Here is an 18,272-nt window from a genome sequence, read left to right on the forward strand (position 1 = left end):
TGTCAGCGGTCAGGGCTAGCGTCCGACCATGGCTGACTTCAAGGGTGACAACCTCAGCGGGTCACGCTTCGAGCGCGTGGACCTGACCGGCTCGGAGTTCGTGGACACCGACCTCTCGAGGTCGGTGTCCCGAGGGGCCGAGATGCGCGATGTCGTCATGCGCGGCGTCGAGCTCTGCGACGTCCAGATCGACGGCGAGTTCCTGCGCCTCGTGCTCAACGGTGTCGACGTGGCTCCGCTCGTCGAGGCCGAGCTCGACCGGCGTGAGCCCGAGCGCGTGAAGATGCGACCGACCGACCCTGCCGGCTTCCGCGAGGCCTGGGAGATCGTCGAGCGCAGGTGGGCCGCGACGGTCGAGCGGGCCCGTAGCCTCGACCCGGCCCTGCTGCACGAGTCGGTCGACGGTGAGTGGTCCTTCATCGAGACCCTGCGCCACCTGGCCTTCGCCACGGACGCCTGGGTGGGCAGGGCCATCCTCGGCGACCCGTCGCCGTGGCACCCGCTCGAGCTGCCGTGGGACGGCATGCCCGACACACCCGGCATCCCCCGCGACCGGTCGGCGCGGCCCTCCCTCGACGAGGTTCTGTCCCTGCGCCACGATCGCATGGCGACCGCGCGCCGGGTGATCGACGGCCTCACCGACGAGTCCCTCGCAGCCCGCACCGAGCCGGTGGAGGGCGACGGCTGGCCTCCGCCACGCAGCTTCGAGGTGCGCGAGTGTCTCCTCATCGTCCTCAACGAGGAGTGGCACCACCGGCAGTTCGCCGAGCGTGACCTCGACAAGCTGGAGGCAGCGGCTCCCGACTGACGCCGTCGACACGGCCTCGACGGCCGCGCACCTCAGTCGGTGAGGAAGTCGGCGGTGTGGCCGAACTTGCCCGAGTGCACGAACGCCTCGAGCGGCAGGCGCGAGCGCGGCAGCCGGGCCCTGGCCCGCAGCCACTCGGGCAGCGCGTCGTCGGCACCCGGCTCGGCGGGCAGCCCGAGCGCGATGCCGGTCGTCACCGCCCAGTGGGGCGGCACGTCGAAGCGCGCGGCCGCGGCCCGGTGGTCGAAACCTCCGAACTGGCGCACCTGCAGGCCCATCGACCTGGCCTGCACCGTGATGTGGGCGACGGCCTGGCCGAGATCGAACATCGCGTAGTCGCTGTAGGCGATCTCGTGGTCCTCGTCGGTCGCCACCTGGTGAAGGGTGAGGATGATCGCCGACGCGGCCGGGGCCCAGATCTGGTTGGCCGAGGAGAGCACCTCGACCATGCCGGCATGCGTGTCGTCCCCCCGCAGTCCGACGATGAAACCCCACGGCTGCGAGTTGCCCGCTGACGGCGACCACCGGGCGGCCTCGAGGATGGCCCGCAGGGCCGGGCCCGCGAGCACGTGGGAGCGGTCGTAGATCATGACGCTCTCGCGCTCACGCAGCAGCGGCGTGAGGACCTCCGGCTGCGCCGACGTCACCGCTGGCATATGCCGTCCGGTGGTCACCGTCTCGTCGCTCACGTCTGCTTCACCGTCCTCACGCACCCCACAACCATGCCCCACCCGGGTCTCTTCCCGACAACCGGCGTCGGCAACACCAAGCGCCATCCCCCGATCGAGAGAGCACTTCGTCCGCTCCCCCCGCGGACGGATTGCTCTCTCGATCAAGCCCGCACCGTGTCCGAAAGACCCGCGCGTCACCACCATCCCCAGCAACGCCACGCGCCCTTCCCCCGATCGAGCGAGCACTTCGTCCGCCATTCCCCCGATCGAGAGAGCGATTCGTCCGCCATCCCCGCGACCGCCTGCGGACGAATCGCTCTCTCGATCAGGTCAGTAGGCGCGGCCCACGACGGCGATCACGCCGGGGTCCGCCTCGTCCTGCGGCACTGACCCATCGGGCAGGGTGAGGCACCGCACCGTGACCGCGGACTCCGCGAGCGTCGCCTCACCCTCGGGTCCGAGCGTCGACCACGGGATGAGGGCCCACCCCGTGCGGGCCGCCTCGGCGGCCTCCTCGATCGTGGCGACCGTGGTCGTGTGCTCGTCCCGGTGAGCGAGCGCGGCGGCATACAGCGTCTCGTGGTCCTCGTCTAGCGCGGCGGCGACGACCTCGCCGACCGCTCCCACCGGCACGGACGTCTTGCCGCCGGCGATCCGTCGGGCGACGGTGACCGACCCCTCGGCGAGGTCGCGGGGCCCGATCTCGACGCGGACCGGGATGCCCTTGAGCTCGGCGTCGACGGCGCGCCGGCCGAAGGGGGTGTCGACTCGGGCGTCGAGCTCGGCCCTCACTCCCCGCGCGACGAGGTCGGCGACGACCTGCCGCGCGGCGGCCAGTACGCCCTCCCCGTCCTTGACGACCATGACGAGCGTCTGGACCGGGGCCAGCCGCGGCGGCACCCGCAGGCCGTTGTCGTCGCCGTGGCACATGATGAGCCCGCCCAGCATGCGGGTCGAGCTGCCCCACGAGGTCGTCCAGCACAGCTCCTGCCGGCCCTGCTCGGAGAGGTAGGAGATGTCGAAGGCGCGGGCGAAGTTCTGGCCGAGCTCGTGGCTGGTGCCCATCTGCAGGGCCTTGCCGTCGCGCATCATGCCCTCGAGCGCCAGGGTGTTGGTCGCCCCGGCGAAGCGCTCGCGCGCCGTCTTGCGACCCAGCACGACGGGCATGGCGAGCATCTCGCGCATGAAGGTCGCATAGACCTCCTCGTGGATGCGCTTTGCATAGAGGCGGGCGTCCTCCTCGGTGGCGTGAGCGGTGTGCCCCTCCTGCCAGAGGAACTCGCTGGTGCGCAGGAAGATCCGCGGGCGCAGCTCCCACCGCACGACGTTGGCCCACTGGTTGAGCAGCAGCGGCAGGTCGCGATAGCTCTGCGTCCACTTGGCCATGAACTCGCCGATGACCGTCTCGGACGTCGGCCGCACGATGACCGGCTCCTCGAGCTCCTTGCCTCCTGCGTGCGTCACGACGGCGAGCTCGGGGCTGAAGCCCTCGACGTGCTGGGCCTCGCGGGTCAGGTAGGACTCGGGGATGAAGAGCGGGAAGTAGGCGTTGCGGGCGCCGGCCTCCTTGATCCGCCGGTCCATGTCGGCCTGCATCCGCTCCCAGATCGAGTAGCCGTAGGGGCGGATCACCATCGTGCCGCGCACCGGGCCGTTGTCGGCGAGCTCTGCCTTGGCGACGACGTCCTGATACCAACGGGGGAAGTCCTCCGACTGCGGAGTGAGCACGGTCTTGGCCATGCGCTCGATCCTACGGTCGGCGCGCGAGCCGCCTCACGCCCGCTGCATCGTCGCCACCATGAAGGCCTGCCAGGCCTCCCGCGAGTCGGCGAGCTCGCCCGGCCCGCCGACCTGCTCGAGGATGCGCGTCGTCGCGTCGCGGGTCACGTCGTCGTACTCGCCCGTGATCTCGACCTCGGTGCGGCCCCAGACGTGCCGGCACATCGCCTGCACCGCCTGCACCTGGGCGTTCGACCGTCGGATGAGTCGGGGCTGCTCCGGTCCGAAGCGTCCGATGTCGACGTGGATGTGGTTGTCGTGCGCGGCGTCGAAGAGATAGGTGAGCACGTCGGCGAACTCGTGGTGCAGACCCGCGGCGGTGCGCCAGTAGAGCGCGAGACGGCGGCGCAGCTCCGGGGCCGGCGCATCGCTCCAGAGGTCGTGGCGCAACGAGGTGAGGTCCTTGCCGTCGGCGCGCAGCCGCGCGATGTCGATCGCCTCACCGGAGCTGTGCCACGACGTCGACGAGCCGCGCACCCACGCGCCGAAGGAGCGGATCTCGTCGGGCGCCTGACCGACGTGCTGGCGGTGCAGGGCGAGCCACCGGTCGAGGCGTCGGCCGAAGGGCTCGGTGACGTAGTAGGTCGCACGCCGGCCGTTCACCTCGTACGCGTAGGCCGCGGGGCCGACGGTGCGCCGCGACTGCAGCTGCCGGAAATCCACCGGGTCGGGGTCGATCCGCAGCTCCGGCGGGGCGGGTGCCGACAGGCCCGACAACCCCGGCACGTCGGGCAGCGAGGGTATGCCGCCCGCTTGAGTCACGGCATACGTGCCGCCTGCTGCGACGACGCCCAAGGCGCCCAGCGTCAGGAGGCGGCGTCTCGTGACGGTGCGCGGCTCGTCGCCCGGTGCCGCCCGCGGCTGCTCGTGCATGCGCCGCTCGTCGTGCGTGCGCTGCTCCGTCCCCTCCATGACCCGTCCAACGCCCGAGGAGGCCGCACCGATCCCGCGGGAGCCGATGGATTGGGGCAGACTCACAGGGAGCTGCCAGCCCCACACGGTGACGTGCGTGGTCTGACGGGGAACGACACCATGGACGAGACCGACTCGACGAGGGGTTTGCCGCATGTCCGACCACACCCGCCGCCACACCGTGATCCCGCTCGTGCCCGTGCGCCCCACGCCCGCGCCGACGGAGGACGTCGACCCGACCGAGGTCGAGCGGGGCCACATCAAGTCGAAGGCGGGCGGGCTCACCGCGATCGCGGTGACCGCGCAGCGCGGCCTCGGCCAGATGGGGGCGCGCCGCAGCTTCGCGACGCTGCGGCGGATCAACCAGGTCGACGGCTTCGACTGCATGGGATGCGCCTGGCCCGACCCGCACCCCGAGGAGCGCAGCTTCGCCGAGTTCTGCGAGAACGGCGCCAAGGCGGTCGCCGAAGAGGCGACGCTGCGCCGGGTCGACCCGGTGTTCTTCGCCGAGCACAGCCTCGAGGAGCTGAGCGGCTGGAGCGACTTCATGCTCGGTCAGCAGGGTCGCATCACCCACCCCATGGTGCTGCGCGAGGGCGCCGCCCACTACGAGCCGATCTCGTGGGACGAGGCCTTCTCCCTCATCGCCGACACGCTGCGCGGGCTCGCCTCACCCGACGAGGCGATCTTCTACACGAGCGGCCGTGCCTCCAACGAGGCGGCCTTCGCCTACCAGCTCTTCGCGCGGGCCTTCGGCACCAACAACCTGCCCGACTGCTCCAACATGTGCCACGAGTCGACGTCGGTCGCGCTGGCCGAGGTGATCGGCATCGGCAAGGGCTCCGTCACGCTCGACGACATCCACGAGGCCGAACTCATCCTCATCGCCGGGCAGAACCCGGGCACCAACCACCCTCGCATGCTCACCGCCCTCGAGAAGGCCAAGCGCGGCGGCGCGAGGATCGTGGCCGTCAACCCGCTGCCCGAGACGGGTCTGCGCGGCTTCGACAACCCCCAGACGGTGCGCGGTCTCAGCGGCGTGGGCACCGAGCTCGCCGACGAGTTCCTGCCGATCCGGCTCGGCGGTGACCTCGCCCTCTTCCAGGCCCTCGGTTCCCTCCTCGTCGCACGGCACGACGCCGGCGAGGACGTCTTCGACCGTGACTTCATCGAGCGCCACACGACCGGCTTCGACGAGTGGGCGCAGCACATGCGCGAGGTCGACTGGGACCTCGTCTCCGAGGCGACGCAGCTCGACCGCGCCCAGATCGAGCGCGTCGCCGAGCTCTTTGCCCGCTCGCGCAAGACGGTGCTGTGCTGGGCCATGGGGGTCACCCAGCACCGCCATGCCGTGGCGACCATCAAGGAGATGGCCAACGTCGCCCTCGCCCAGGGCAACATCGGGCGGCCCGGTGCCGGCCTCTGCCCCGTCCGCGGGCACTCCAACGTGCAGGGCGACCGGACCATGGGCATCTGGGAGAAGCTGCCGCCGCACTTCGGCGACGCGCTCGATGCGGAGTTCGGTCTCGAGGTGCCGCGCGATCGCGGGCTCGACGTCGTCAACTCCATCCGCGCCATGCGTGACGACGAGGCCAAGGTGCTCATCGGCCTCGGGGGCAACTTCGCCGCCGCGACCCCCGACACCGCCGTGACGCACGACGCGCTCCGGTCGGTCGAACTCGTCGTCAACATCTCGACGAAGCTCAACCGCTCGCACGTCGTCGTCGGTCACACCTCGCTCATCCTGCCGACCCTCGGCCGCACCGAGCGCGACGTGCAGGCGAGCGGGCTGCAGGGCGTGACCGTCGAGGACAGCATGTCGAGCGTCCACCTCTCTCGGGGCCGGCTCGACCCTGCCGGCCCGCACTTGCGGTCCGAGGTGTCGATCATCTGCGGCATCGCCGCCGCGACTCTCGCCGGGCGTGGCAGTGCAGGCGAGATCGACTGGGCCGCAATGGCCGACGACTACGGCGTCATCCGGCGCCACATCTCCCGGGTCGTGCCCGGCTGCGACGCCTACGACGACAAGGTGAAGCGTCCTGGCGGCTTCACCCTCCCGCACCCGCCACGTGACTCCCGCACCTTCGAGACGCCTTCGAGGACAGCCCTCTTCACGGTCAGCCCGCTCCAGATGGTGTCGGCGCCCGAGGGACACCTCGTGCTGCAGTCGCTGCGCAGCCACGACCAGTTCAACACGACGATCTACGGCCACGACGATCGCTACCGCGGCATCTCCGGAGGGCGCGAGATCGTAATGGTCCACCCCGATGACCTTGTGGCCCAAGGTTTCTCGGACGGCTCCCTCGTCGACATCATCGCCCCGTGGCCTGACGGCACCGAGCGGGTCGTGCGGGGATTCCGCGTCGTGTCCTACCCCACCGTCCGCGGCTGCGTCGCCGCCTACTACCCCGAGGTCAATCCCCTGGTGGCGCTGGAGTCGACGGCCGTCGGGAGCAACTGCCCCGTGTCCAAGGCCGTCATCGTGCGGCTCGTGCCCGCGGGCACGGCACCGTCGCACTCTGCCACCGACACCCTCGAGTCCGGCGAGGACGACGCGAAGCGCAGCGAGGTCGCCCCGCACCACCTCAGCTGACAGGCGACGTGGGCGGTGGCGGCGCGGGTGTCGACGCCGGGTGTGAGCCCGGCGCGCCGACGCGCCGCGTGAGTTCGACGATCACCGACGCACAGGGCTTCGCGATGGTTGGATCGAGCCACAGCCACTCACCCCTCGGAGGTCCTGTTGAACCCGGTGCTTGCGTTCGTCGTCGTGATGCTCGTGTGGACGATCAGTGACTTCGTGGCCAAGAAGACGAAGTCACTGCTGTCGTCGCTGTTCGTCGCCTCGATCATCTTCCTGATCGGGTTCCTCACCGACATCTTCCCGGAGGACCTGCTGGCGAGCTCCAGCCTGCTGGCCCTGGCCGGGGTCGTCGTCGGCTTCATCATCGTGCACCTCGGCACGATGATCAGCCTCGACGACTTCAAGAAGCAGTGGAAGACCTTCCTCATCGGGGTCGCCACCGTCATCGGCATCGGCGTCGCCCTCCTGGTGGCGGGCCTCATCTTCGGCTCGCGCATCACCGGGTCCGTGGCCGACGGCTACGCGCAGGCCCTCGACTTCATCGTGGCCGGCACCGGCGCGCTGAGCGGCGGCACGATCTCGGTGCTCATCGTGCAGGAGGCCGCCCTCGGCGTCGGCCTCACGAGCATCGCCGTCTTCCCCGTGCTCATCGCCGCGCTGCAAGGCCTCATCGGCTTCCCCCTGACCTCGATCATCCTGCGCAAGGAGGCCGCTCGCCTCAAGAGCGAGTACCGTGCCGGCAACCTCGTAGTCGCCGAGGCCGATGACCCGGCAGCTGCTGACACCTCGAAGCTCCCCTCGGCCCTGCGCACGACGGCCGGCACGCTCTTCGTCGTGGGCGTCGTGGTGCTCATCAGCATCGGGATCAACAACCTCACCGACGGCATCCTCAACACCTTCGTCGTGGCGCTCCTGCTCGGGATCACGCTGCGCACCACCGGCATCTTCAAGCCCTCGGTCCTCGCCGGGATCGACTCCCTCGGCCTGATGATGATCGCCATCATGATCCTCGTCTTCGGACCGCTCGCCACGGTGCAGCCGTCCGACGTCTCCGCGCTCGCCTTCCCGCTGCTGCTCGCCTTCCTCTTCGGGGTCGTCGGCATCGCCGGCTTCTCCGCGCTCGTCGGCAAGCTGCTCGGCTACAGCATCCCGATGTCGGTTGCCATCGGCCTCACGTCGCTCTACGGCTTCCCCGGCACGATGATCCTGTCGCAGGAGGCCGCCAAGGGCGCAGGCGAGAGTCCGGAGGAGATCGCCGCGATCGAGCACGAGATCCTGCCCAAGATGATCGTCGCCGGGTTCGCGACCGTCACGATCACGTCGGTCATCGTCACGAGCATCATCGCGGCACGCATCGGGATGAGCTGACGGCCCGACGCCGTGGACCGCGTCCGCCCGTGGGCGCAGACTCACAGGGCGAAGGCCCGGACCCCGTCAGGGGTTCGGGCCTTCACCCTTGCGGCTCACTCGAGCGCGGCGATGGCCTCTGCGGTGGCGAGCACCTTCCGGGCGGTGTCGACGTGGAGGTTCTCGATGAGCCTGCCGTCGAGAGTGGCGACGCCTCGGCCCTCTGCCTGGGCGGCCTCGAACGCCGAGATGACGGCCTCAGCGCGCCCCACCTCGTCGGCGCCGGGGGCGAAGACGCCGTTGCAGGGCTCGACCTGACCCGGGTGGATCAGCGTCTTGCCGTCGAAGCCCATCTCGCGTCCCTGGCGTGCCTCGGCGAGGAAGCCCTCGGCGTCTCGGACGTCGTTGAACACCCCGTCGACGACAGCGACGCCTGCGGAGCGGGCCGCGAGCAGCACGAGCTGCAGGGAGGCCTGGATCGCCGCCCGCCCCGGCACGAAGGTTGCGCCGAGCTCCTTGTAGAGGTCGTTGGTGCCGAGCACGAGGCAGGCGAGTCGGTCGGACGCCCGGGCGATCTCCTCGGCGTGCAGCACCGCCACCGGGGTCTCGACCATGGCCCAGAGCCGGGTGTGCTCGGGCGCACCCGCGGTCTCCATCGCGGCCGCCAGCGAGCGCACCTCGTCTGCCGATCCGACCTTGGGCACGACGATCGCGTCCGGTCCGGCAGCGGCGGCAGCAGCAAGATCTGCGTCGTGCCACTGGGAGCCGATGCCGTTGACGCGGATGGTCAGCTCTCGCCGACCGTAGTCGCCCGATCGCACTGCGGCGCAGGCGTTCTCGCGGGCGAGGTCCTTGGCGTCGGGGGCGACGGCGTCCTCGAGGTCGAGGATGAGCGCGTCCACCGGCAACGTCTTGGCCTTCTCGAGGGCGCGCTCGTTGGAGCTCGGCATGTAGAGCACCGAGCGCCGAGGGCGGTAGGCCGCGGGCGTGCTGGTCACCCCTGCCCCCCTTCGGCAGAGGGCGCGGGCTGCGGCGTCGCATAGAGCTCGGCCAGCGCCGGGTCGGTCTGCGCGAGGCGCTCGGCGAGCTCGACGATGACGAGGCACTGCTTGAGACTCGCGTCGTCCTCCATCTTGCCGTCGAGCATGACCGCGCCGGTGCCGTCACCCATGGCCTCGACGACGCGTCGCGCGTGGGCCACGTCGTCGGCCGATGGGCTGAAGACCCGCTTGGCGATCTCGATCTGGATCGGGTGCAGCGACCACGTGCCGACGCAGCCGAGCAGGAAGGCATTGCGGAACTGGTCCTCGCACGCCACGACGTCGGCGATGTCCCCGAAGGGTCCGTAGTAGGGATAGATGCCGTGCATCGCGCACGCGTCGACCATCCGCGCGATCGTGTAGTGCCAGAGGTCCTGCTGGTAGGTCGGCCGCTCCCCCGCGATGTCACCGCCCTCGGGGTCCTGCCGCACGAGGTAACCGGGGTGCCCACCGCCGACCCGGGTCGTCTTCATCCGCCGGTCAGCCGCGAGGTCGGCGGGGCCGAGCGAGAGGCCCTGCATGCGGGGGGACGCGCCGCAGATCTCCTCGACGTTGACCATCCCCCGCGCCGTCTCGAGGATCGCGTGCACGAGGATCGGCCGGGTCAGGCCCGCCTTCGCCTCGAGCTGGGCCAGCAGCCGGTCGACGTAGTGGATGTCCTCGGCGCCCTGCACCTTGGGCACCATGATGACGTCGAGCTTGTCGCCGATCTCGGTGACGAGGGTCGTCAGGTCGTCGAGGGCCCACGGGCTGTCGAGGGAGTTGATCCGGGTCCAGAGCTGCGTGTGCTCGCCGAAGTGGGTCGCCCTCGCGATCTCGACGAGCCCGGCCCGGGCCGCCTCCTTGCGGTCCGCCTTGACCGCGTCCTCGAGGTTGCCCAGCAGCACGTCGACGGTGCCGACCATGGTCGGCACCTTCGCCGCCATCTTGGCGTTGCTCGGGTCGAAGAAGTGGATGACTCGGGAGGGGCGTGCCGGGACCTCGGTGATCGGGGTCGGCGCGCCCACCGCCAGGGGACGATGGAAGTCCTTCGCGCTGCGCATGGTCTGCAACGTAGCAACGGCCGCCACGGGCCGGTTATGACGACAGTCACCCCCGCCCGTGCTGAGGCGCGGATCACTAGGGTGGTGCCGTGACCGCCCAGCCCGCCGAGCCCGCCACGGGCGCACGCACGGCCGCCTCCTCCGACGCCTCCGATGCCGTCTCCGATGCCGCCTCCGCGACGGCCCCCGCCTCCGTCGCGGCCGTCGCCGCCCTGCTGGGCGAGGCGATGACGAAGTCGGGTCTGCTCTGGATCGACGTCGCCGGCGACCGCGCCTGGCCCGCCTGGCACGTGTGGGACGACGGCGCCGCCTACGTCGTGAGCGGCCCGGGCGAGCAGCCGCTCCCCTGGCTCCCCGAGGAGGTGCGGGTCATCCTGCGCAGCAAGGACACCGGCGGCCGGCTGCTGACGCTGCGCGCCCACACCCACGTCCTCGAGCCCGGCTCGGCGGAGTGGGACAAGGCCGCCGAGCTCCTCCGCGCCTCCCGCCTCAACGCCATCGACGACTCGCTCACCCGCTGGGCGGGCGGGTGCACCCTGACCGCGCTCGTGCCCTTCGACTCCCCCATCGAGGCACCGGGGGCGTATGCGGCCGCCGACGCCCGCTCCGCGCCCGCGCGCACCGCTGCGACGACCACCTCGTGGCGCCCGTGGCACTGGCGGGGTCGGGGCGAGGAGAAGGCAGCGCGCAAGCGGGCCAAGGCGGCCGAGCGAGCCGCGCGCACGGCAGCCCGGGAGCGAGCCAAGCTGAGGGCCAAGCGCCAACGCCGTGGCGGCCGTCTGAGCGGCGGCTGACCCCATAGCCTTGGGGCATGAGCGCAAACCCCCGCGTGTTCGTCGCGCGCCTGACCGGCCTGGCGGTCTTCGACCCGCTCGGTGACCCGGTGGGACGCGTCCGCGACGTCGTGGTGATGTTCTCGGCCAGCCGTCCGCAGCCCCGCGTCATCGGTCTCGTCGTCGAGGTGCCCGGCCGCCGTCGCGTCTTCGTCCCGATGACGCGCGTGACCTCGATCGACGCCGGCGCCGTCATCACGACCGGGCTGGTCAACATGCGCCGCTTCGAGCAGCGCACCAACGAGGTGCTCGTCGCGGCCGAGCTCTTCGACCGCACCGTGACGGTCACCGCCCCCGAGGCGGTCGAGGCGGGCTTCGCCGAGGCCCTCGTCGAGGACCTCGCGATCGAGCAGGGTCCGCGGCGCGAGTGGATCGGCGTCAAGGTCTTCGTGCGGCAGGCCGCCACCGGCGTCTCGTCGGCGTCCAAGGCGATGTCGCGTCTCACGCGGCGCCGCTCGGGCAAGACGATGCTCGTCGACATCCGCGACGTCGTCGGACTGCACGAGCAGCTCGGGGCCCAGAGTGCCGAGCGCCTGCTCGAGACCTACGACGACCTCAAGGTCGCCGACCTCGCCGAGGTCATCCACGACCTCAACCCCAAACGCCGCGCAGAGGTCGCCGCGGCCCTCGACGACGAGCGCCTCGCCGACGTGCTCGAGGAGCTGCCAGAGGACGACCAGGTCGAGATCCTCGCCGGTCTCGCCAACGCCCGGGCCGCCGACGTGCTCGAGGCGATGGAGCCCGACGACGCCGCCGACCTGCTCGCCGACCTGCCACCCGAGCAGGCCGAGCAGCTGCTCCAGCTCATGGAGCCCGACGAGGCCGCACCGCTGCGACGCCTGCTCGCCTACGACGAGAACACCGCGGGCGGCATGATGACGACCGAGCCGGTCATCCTCGGGCCCGAGGCAACGATCGCCGAGGCCCTCGCCACCGTGCGCCGCGAGGAGCTCGCCCCGGCACTCGCCTCGATGGTCTACGTCTGCCGGCCGCCGCTCGAGGTGCCCACCGGGCGCTACCTCGGCCTCGTGCACATCCAGCGGCTCCTGCGCGAGCCCCCGCACGCGGCGATCGGGTCGATCATCGACAAGGAGATCGAGCCGGTGGCGGCGAGCGACTCCCTCGAGCGCGTGACCCGCACCCTCGCCACCTACAACCTCGTCTCGCTGCCCGTCGTCGACGACGACGGCCGGCTCATCGGCGCGGTGACCGTCGACGACGTGCTCGACCACATCCTCCCCGAGGACTGGCGTGAAGAGCGGCACGAGATCGGGGCGCACCGGTGAGCGAGCGCCCGGAGCGCCGCACCGGCGCGCGTGCCGTGCGAGGCGACAAGCTCGACCAGCCCCAGGAGCAGCGCGCCCGCGTCCTGCCGACGCTGTCGTTCTCGCAGGAGGCCTTCGGCGTCCTCTCCGAGCGCTTCGCCCGGCTCATGGGCACGGCGGGCTTCCTCATCGGCATGACGGTCTTCGTCGCCGCGTGGGTCGTCTGGAACGTCGTCGCGCCCAGCGGCCTGCGCTTCGACGAGTTCCCCTTCATCTTCCTCACGCTCATGCTGAGCCTGCAGGCGTCGTATGCCGCCCCCCTCATCCTGCTCGCGCAGAACCGCCAAGCCGACCGCGACCGCGTGGGCCTCGAGCAGGACCGCGCCCGTGACGAGCGCAACCTCGCCGACACCGAGTTCCTCACCCGCGAGGTGGCCTCGCTGCGCATCGCCCTGCGCGAGCAGGCGACCCGCGACTTCGTGCGCTCCGAGCTGCGCAACCTCCTCGACGAGCTCGAGGACCGCGCGCTCATCCGGCGCGAGGACCCCGACGACAAACGCTGACCCGCCGACGTCGGCACTCTGCCGGGTTGCGACGGATCATGGTGGCCGTGGCTGCAGGGGGCACAAGCCGCCCGCGGACGTGAGCCCCCGAGCGTCCGCTTACGATGGAGGACATGTCTGTCGCCGCACTGCCCAGCCGGGATGCCATGCTCACGGCCCTCTCGAAGGTCAACGACCCCGAGATCCGCAAGCCCATCACCGAGCTCGGCATGGTCAAGTCGGTCGAGATCGACGACGCCGGCAAGGTCGACCTCGCCATCTTCCTCACCGTGTCGGGCTGCCCCATGAAGGAGACCCTGACGCGGGACTCGAGCAACGCCCTGCTCGCCCTCGACGGTGTCACCTCGGTCGAGGTGGAGCTCGACGTCATGAGCGAGGAGCAGCGTGCCGAGCTGCGCTCCCAGCTGCGCGGCGGCGCCCCCGAGAAGGAGATCCCCTTCGCCAAGCCCAACAGCCTCACCCGCGTGTATGCCGTGGCGTCGGGCAAGGGCGGGGTCGGCAAGTCGTCGGTCACTGTCAACCTCGCTGCCGCGATGGCCGAGCAGGGGCTGCGGGTCGGAGTCGTCGACGCCGACGTCTACGGCTTCTCGGTGCCGCGCATGCTCGGCGTCGAGCAGCGCCCCACGCAGGTCGACGACATGATCCTGCCGCCCATCGCGCACGAGGTGAAGGTCATCTCGATCGGGATGTTCGTGCCCGGCAACCAGCCCGTCGTGTGGCGCGGCCCGATGCTGCACCGCGCCCTGCAGCAGTTCCTCGGCGACGTCTTCTGGGGCGACCTCGACGTGCTGCTGCTCGACCTGCCGCCCGGCACCGGAGACATCGCCATCTCCGTCGCTCAGCTCATCCCCACCGCCGAGATCCTCGTCGTGACGACGCCGCAGCAGGCCGCGGCCGAGGTCGCCGAGCGCGCCGGCTCGATCGCCCTGCAGACCCACCAGCGGGTCGCGGGCGTCATCGAGAACATGTCGTGGCTAGAGCTGCCCGACGGCACGCGCCAGGAGATCTTCGGCTCGGGTGGTGGCCAGGCGGTGGCCGACTCGCTGACCAAGAGCATCGGTGCCCCGGTGCAGCTGCTCGGGCAGATCCCGCTCGACACGCGCCTGCGCCAGGGCGGCGACAGCGGCACGCCGGTCGTGATCGGCGCCCCCGATACCGCCGCCGCGGTGGCGCTGCGCGGCATCGCCCGCGGCCTCGGCACGCGCGCGCGTGGTCTCGCCGGCCGCTCGCTCGGCCTGACGCCCGCCGGCCGCTGAGCACACGAGGAGCGCTGCTCAGCCGGCCGCTCCCGAGCTGCTGAGCGACCCTCAGCAGCTCTGAGCGACCCGGGGCCGCCGCGCCGAGGACCCGGGGCGGCCGCGCGACCCGTCAGGTGGCCTCGGCGTCCCAGGGGGTCGGCAGCAGCGGGTCGTAGCCGCGCGGGGTGCTCACCGGCTTGTCATAGCCGGCCGGGGCGTCGTCGTCCTCGTCGGCGGGCGAGTTGAGCGCATCACGCACGATCTTGCGGGGGTCGTACTGCCGCGGGTCGTAGGCCCGCCAGTCGATGTCGGAGAACTCCGGCCCCATCTCGTCCTTGAGCTGGGCCTTGGCCCGGTCGGCCATGCCACGGGCCTGGCGGACGAAGCGTCCGAACTTGGCGGCATACTCCGGCAGTCGCTCGGGACCGAGCACGAGGATGGCGAGCAGACCGAGGAGCAGCAGCTCCCAGCCGTTGATGTCGAACACACGTCCTCGCTTCCCTGCGACCCTGGCTGCGTCATCATACGGATGTTGCCCGGCAGTCAGTTGTCGGGTTCAGCCTCGAGGGTCATCTTGAGGTCGATCTGCTTTCCGTCACGCTCGACGGTCAGCGTCACGGTCTCGCCCACGGCCCGGGCGCGGATCGAGACGATCAGCTGGTCGGGGGTGCGGATGCGCTTGCCCTCGAAGCCGGTGATGACGTCGCCCGCCTGCACGCCGGCCTTGGCAGCAGGACCGCCGGCGGTGATCGCGCCGGAGCCGCTCGTCACCTGGGCGCCCTCGCCGCTGAAGGTGCGGTCGAGCTGCACCCCGATGATCGGGTGGGTCGCCTTGCCGGTGGCGATGAGCTGGTCGGCGGTGCGGCGAGCCTGGTCGCTCGGGATGGCGAAGCCGAGGCCGATGCTGCCGCCAGTGGTGCCGCCGGTGCCCGGCACGCGGGCGATGGCCGAGTTGACGCCGATGACCTTGCCGTTGAGGTCGAGCAGCGGCCCGCCCGAGTTGCCGGGGTTGATCGCGGCGTCGGTCTGGATCGCGTTGATGTAGGAGGTCTCGTTGCCGTTACCGGGGGTGACGGGCCGGTTGAGGGCGCTGACGATGCCCGACGTGACGGTCTGGTCGAGCCCGAGGGGTGCGCCGACCGCGATCACCTGGTCGCCGACGACGACCTTGCTCGACGGGCCGAGCTGGAGCGGCGTCAGGCCGGAGCGCGAGATCTTGAGGACGGCCAGGTCATAGCTGAGGTCTCGGCCGACGATGGTGGCCTCCTCGGTGTCGCCGTTGCTCAGCACCACCTCGATGTCGCCGGCAGCGCCGCCCTCGACCACGTGGTTGTTGGTGAGGATGTGGCCCTTGGCGTCGAGGATGAAGCCCGACCCGGTGGCAGCGCCCTCCCCGCCGCCGTCGACCTTGATGGTGACCACGCTGGGCAGGGCCGTGGCAGCGATGTTGGCGATCGAGCCGGCCGGGCGGTCGGTCGCGCCGGGACCGGGCTCGGGGAGGGTCGAACCGGCAAGGTTGACGCGGTCCTGGAGCAGCTGGCCCGCGACGCCGCCGACGAGGCCCGAGAGGAGGCAGAGGCCGACCACTCCGGCGGCGATGAGGCCGCCGCGTGAGCGACCGCGACGAGGGCGTCCGGCCGAGGAGCCGCTGTCACCCTCCGGTGGATCGGTGAGCGACACAGCCGGACCTGACGGCGCCGGCCACGCGAAGCCCGCGGCGTCACCGGCACCCGGCGCGTGAGCCGCCCGCGCCTCGCTCGAGGTGTCGGCCACCGGGGGCGCGTAGGCGGCGCGGTGGGCCTCCTCCGCCAGGGCATCGGCCCGGTCGCTGCCCCACGCCTCGTCGGCGCGAACGGGGACACCGGCGCCCTGCGAGGGGTGCTCGGGTCCGAAGACGTCGAACCAGGCGTCGTCGCGCTGGTCGGGCTGCGGCTGTCGCTCGGGCTGGGCCGACGGGGGCCCGGGAGCGTCGGTGCGCCGCACCGGCCGGGTGTGCTCGAGGTCGATGATGCCGGTCTCGTCCGGCTGCGCCCTGCGCGGGGGCTCGGCCCCGGGCGTCGTCGACTCGTCGCTCATGGCCCTGATTGTGCCGAAAGCGTCACCGCGGCGCGCACGGGGCCCACCTCGGCGACGACGGCGCTCGTGCGGCCCCGCACGAGCCAGTAGGGCACGGTGACCGAGCCACGGCTCGCAGCGGCCAGTCCCGCGAAGCCCGCGGACCCGACGGAGCCCGACAGCGTCGACGACCCCGACAGGCCGACACCCGCCTGGGCGGGGGCCGACGGCCGTGCGGTGGTCACGGTCGTCGTGCCTGCCGACGAGGCCCCGAGACCGGTCTCTCCCAAGCTCGCGACCGGCACCCGCGCGGTCACCGGGCGACCACCGGGCAACGGAGAGACGGCCAGACCCCAGGCGGCCGCGACCGAGGCGCCGGCCGCGATGGAGGCCACGACCGCCGCGCGCATCGGCGAGCGGTGCAGGGGCGGCGCGGTGGGGCGCACGGTGGGCACCGGCTCGTGGGACGCGCCGGACGGCATACGGAAGCCGAGCGGTGGCACGGGGATGCGAGGGCCGCTCGACTGGATCGGCTGCTCCATCGGCGGCGGCGTGGCCGCGAGACCGATGAGCGAGGAGCGCAGGCTCATCGGGACACCGGTGTCGGAGCGCAGCGCCGAGACGATGCGCCGCTCCTGGTCGGCGGCGTGCCGGCACATCGTGCAGCACACGAGGTGCTTGTCATAGAGGTGGAGCAACGCCGGGGGCAGCGACCGATCGACGTAGGCCCGGACCTGTCCGCGCAGGTGGGGCGTCACGGCGTCACCTCCGGCTCCATCAGCGGGTCCCTGCTGCCACGCGTCGGCCGGGGAGCCGCAGGCCGGCGCGCGCGGTGCGGGACTCGGGCTTGGCGGACTGCGACGAGCCGGCGGCGGCCACGACCTCGGGGGCGCGGTGCGCCAACGCCTCGCGCAGCTGGGCACGACCACGGTGGATGCGCGAGCGCACGGTACCGAGCTTGACGCCCAGCGTCGCGCTGATCTCCTCGTAGGACAGACCCTCGATGTCGCAGAGCACGACGGCGGCGCGGAACTCCGGAGCCAGCGCGTCGAGCGCCCGCTGCACGTCGTCGTCGAACCGTGAGTCGTGGTAGGTCTGCTCGGGGCCCTTCTCGAGGCTCGCGAGGCGACCCGCGGCGTCCTCGGGCAGGGAGTCGAAGCGGATGCGCTGCTTGCGACGCATCTTGTCGAGGAAGACGTTGGTGGTGATGCGGTGCAGCCAGCCCTCGAACGTGCCGGGCTGGTAGGAGTGCAGGGAGCGGAAGACGCGCACGAAGACATCATGCGTCAGGTCCTCGGCGTCGTGGGGGTTGCCCGTCAGGCGGTAGGCGAGCCGGTAGACGCGCGCCGAGTGCTGCTCGACGATCTCCTCCCACGTGGGAGGAGTCCAGGCGACATCGGGCTCGCCCGAGGCGGGGAGCTGGGTGCTGGTCACGCTGGTGGTCACGATGGGCTGACGCCTTTCACGGGGTTGTGTGGTGGAGAACGCCGTCTCCACCTCTTTCGTTCCCGTTCAGCATCTCGACGTCACCCATGCGTCCGCACATCGGAACCTGTCAGGAGCCTGTGAATGCTGTGAACGGGCTACGTCCGGGGGTTCTGCGCCGACGCTGCCGCCGCCGCACCGCCCGGGACCGCCTCGTGATGGGGCCGACCGGGCGTGCGCCGGTCCTCCTTCATCTCGGCCTCGAAGAGGTGTCGCCGCCCGCCCACGAGATCACGCCGCGCGTCCGACTCGAGCCGCTTGAACGTCGCGTAGTAGTCGTCGTCGTACTCCTCGACGAGCTGGAAGGTCCAGCGGCCCTCGATCACGTTGCGCCCGACGAGCTCGGTCTCGAGCCGGTCGGCGAGGCCGCCGTGGCCTGCCGCCCGCAGCTTGTCCACCGCCTCGCCCAGGGTGAGGTCGGCCATGCCGGAGAGGCGATGGAAGCCGTAGAGGTGACCGCGGGCGTCCTCGACCACCTCGAGGGCCTCCGACAGCTTGCCCAGCGCCTCGACCGTCGCGTCGTCGACGCCGCGGGGGCGGCGGTGCTCGGTGGTCGGCTCGTCGTTGTCGTCCATGCCAGATCCTTACCCTTCGCGGGCCGCGGGCCGCGGGCCACGCGAGCGCGTCGTGCACGCCACAGTAGGCTGGCGAG

At 71.5% G+C, this 18,272-nt stretch carries 17 protein-coding genes; 7 read left to right on the top strand and 10 right to left on the bottom strand.

Annotated elements, in window-relative coordinates:
• Positions 1–28 precede the first annotated feature (28 nt).
• Complete coding sequence (locus tag LG278_RS15795; RefSeq protein ID WP_404388324.1) at positions 29–808, top strand: DinB family protein; 780 nt, start codon at positions 29–31, stop codon at positions 806–808.
• Positions 809–840: 32 nt separating this feature from the next.
• Here the strand turns inward: LG278_RS15795 and LG278_RS15800 are convergent, their stop codons facing one another.
• From LG278_RS15800 to LG278_RS15810, 3 genes are all read right to left on the bottom strand, one after another.
• Positions 841–1,497 carry a nitroreductase family protein gene (locus LG278_RS15800; protein ID WP_404388325.1) on the bottom strand — a complete coding sequence of 219 codons (657 nt, stop codon included), beginning with the start codon at positions 1,495–1,497 and terminating at the stop codon, positions 841–843.
• A 312-nt stretch (positions 1,498–1,809) separates the two neighbouring features.
• Positions 1,810–3,219, bottom strand: coding sequence for a proline--tRNA ligase (gene proS, locus LG278_RS15805; RefSeq protein ID WP_404388327.1), 1,410 nt, complete (start codon positions 3,217–3,219; stop codon positions 1,810–1,812).
• A gap of 33 nt (positions 3,220–3,252) precedes the next feature.
• Positions 3,253–4,131, bottom strand: coding sequence for an extensin family protein (locus tag LG278_RS15810; protein ID WP_404388328.1), 879 nt, complete (start codon positions 4,129–4,131; stop codon positions 3,253–3,255).
• Positions 4,132–4,324: 193 nt separating this feature from the next.
• Here LG278_RS15810 and LG278_RS15815 point away from each other — a divergent pair, with 193 nt between their 5' ends.
• Both LG278_RS15815 and LG278_RS15820 read left to right on the top strand, forming a co-directional pair.
• Positions 4,325–6,763 (top strand): FdhF/YdeP family oxidoreductase, encoded by a 2,439-nt coding sequence (locus tag LG278_RS15815; RefSeq protein ID WP_404388330.1) that lies wholly within the window; start codon positions 4,325–4,327, stop codon positions 6,761–6,763.
• A gap of 156 nt (positions 6,764–6,919) precedes the next feature.
• A complete protein-coding gene (locus LG278_RS15820; protein WP_404393681.1) occupies positions 6,920–8,119 on the top strand; it encodes a hypothetical protein in 1,200 nt (399 codons plus the stop codon).
• A 95-nt stretch (positions 8,120–8,214) separates the two neighbouring features.
• Here the strand turns inward: LG278_RS15820 and LG278_RS15825 are convergent, their stop codons facing one another.
• A complete protein-coding gene (locus LG278_RS15825) occupies positions 8,215–9,048 on the bottom strand; it encodes an HpcH/HpaI aldolase/citrate lyase family protein (RefSeq protein WP_404393682.1) in 834 nt (277 codons plus the stop codon).
• Positions 9,049–9,092: 44 nt separating this feature from the next.
• On the bottom strand, positions 9,093–10,181 hold the full coding sequence (locus LG278_RS15830) for an HpcH/HpaI aldolase/citrate lyase family protein (RefSeq protein ID WP_404388331.1): 1,089 nt from the start codon (positions 10,179–10,181) through the stop codon (positions 9,093–9,095).
• Positions 10,182–10,270: 89 nt separating this feature from the next.
• On the opposite strand from LG278_RS15830, the gene LG278_RS15835 reads away from it, so the two are divergent.
• From LG278_RS15835 to LG278_RS15850, 4 genes are all read left to right on the top strand, one after another.
• A complete protein-coding gene (locus LG278_RS15835; protein ID WP_404388333.1) occupies positions 10,271–10,975 on the top strand; it encodes a hypothetical protein in 705 nt (234 codons plus the stop codon).
• A 17-nt stretch (positions 10,976–10,992) separates the two neighbouring features.
• Positions 10,993–12,300, top strand: a complete 1,308-nt coding sequence (locus tag LG278_RS15840) for a magnesium transporter MgtE N-terminal domain-containing protein (protein WP_404388334.1) — start codon at positions 10,993–10,995, stop codon at positions 12,298–12,300.
• Positions 12,297–12,842 (top strand): DUF1003 domain-containing protein, encoded by a 546-nt coding sequence (locus LG278_RS15845; RefSeq protein ID WP_404388335.1) that lies wholly within the window; start codon positions 12,297–12,299, stop codon positions 12,840–12,842. Before LG278_RS15840 ends, LG278_RS15845 begins: the two co-directional genes overlap by 4 nt.
• Before the next feature lie 113 nt (positions 12,843–12,955).
• Entirely contained in the window at positions 12,956–14,098 is a 1,143-nt protein-coding gene (locus LG278_RS15850) for an Mrp/NBP35 family ATP-binding protein (protein ID WP_404388336.1), read from the top strand.
• A gap of 112 nt (positions 14,099–14,210) precedes the next feature.
• On the opposite strand, the gene tatB is transcribed toward LG278_RS15850, so the two are convergent.
• From tatB to LG278_RS15875, 5 genes are all read right to left on the bottom strand, one after another.
• Complete coding sequence (gene tatB, locus LG278_RS15855; RefSeq protein WP_404388337.1) at positions 14,211–14,567, bottom strand: Sec-independent protein translocase protein TatB; 357 nt, start codon at positions 14,565–14,567, stop codon at positions 14,211–14,213.
• Between the two features lie 56 nt (positions 14,568–14,623).
• The gene (locus tag LG278_RS15860; protein ID WP_404388338.1) at positions 14,624–16,156 is read right to left on the bottom strand and encodes a trypsin-like peptidase domain-containing protein; all 1,533 of its coding nucleotides are present in this window, start codon (positions 16,154–16,156) and stop codon (positions 14,624–14,626) included.
• Complete coding sequence (locus tag LG278_RS15865; protein ID WP_404388339.1) at positions 16,153–16,893, bottom strand: hypothetical protein; 741 nt, start codon at positions 16,891–16,893, stop codon at positions 16,153–16,155. Before LG278_RS15865 ends, LG278_RS15860 begins: the two co-directional genes overlap by 4 nt.
• Positions 16,894–16,912: 19 nt before the next feature.
• Positions 16,913–17,581 carry an RNA polymerase sigma factor SigE gene (sigE, locus tag LG278_RS15870; protein ID WP_404388341.1) on the bottom strand — a complete coding sequence of 223 codons (669 nt, stop codon included), beginning with the start codon at positions 17,579–17,581 and terminating at the stop codon, positions 16,913–16,915.
• 137 nt (positions 17,582–17,718) lie between these two features.
• Positions 17,719–18,195, bottom strand: a complete 477-nt coding sequence (locus tag LG278_RS15875; RefSeq protein WP_404388343.1) for a hypothetical protein — start codon at positions 18,193–18,195, stop codon at positions 17,719–17,721.
• Positions 18,196–18,272 lie beyond the last annotated feature (77 nt).

Origin of the sequence: Humibacillus xanthopallidus, assembly GCF_044793955.1 — a bacterium.
In the GTDB taxonomy this organism is placed as follows: Bacteria; Actinomycetota; Actinomycetes; order Actinomycetales; family Dermatophilaceae; genus Humibacillus; species Humibacillus xanthopallidus_C.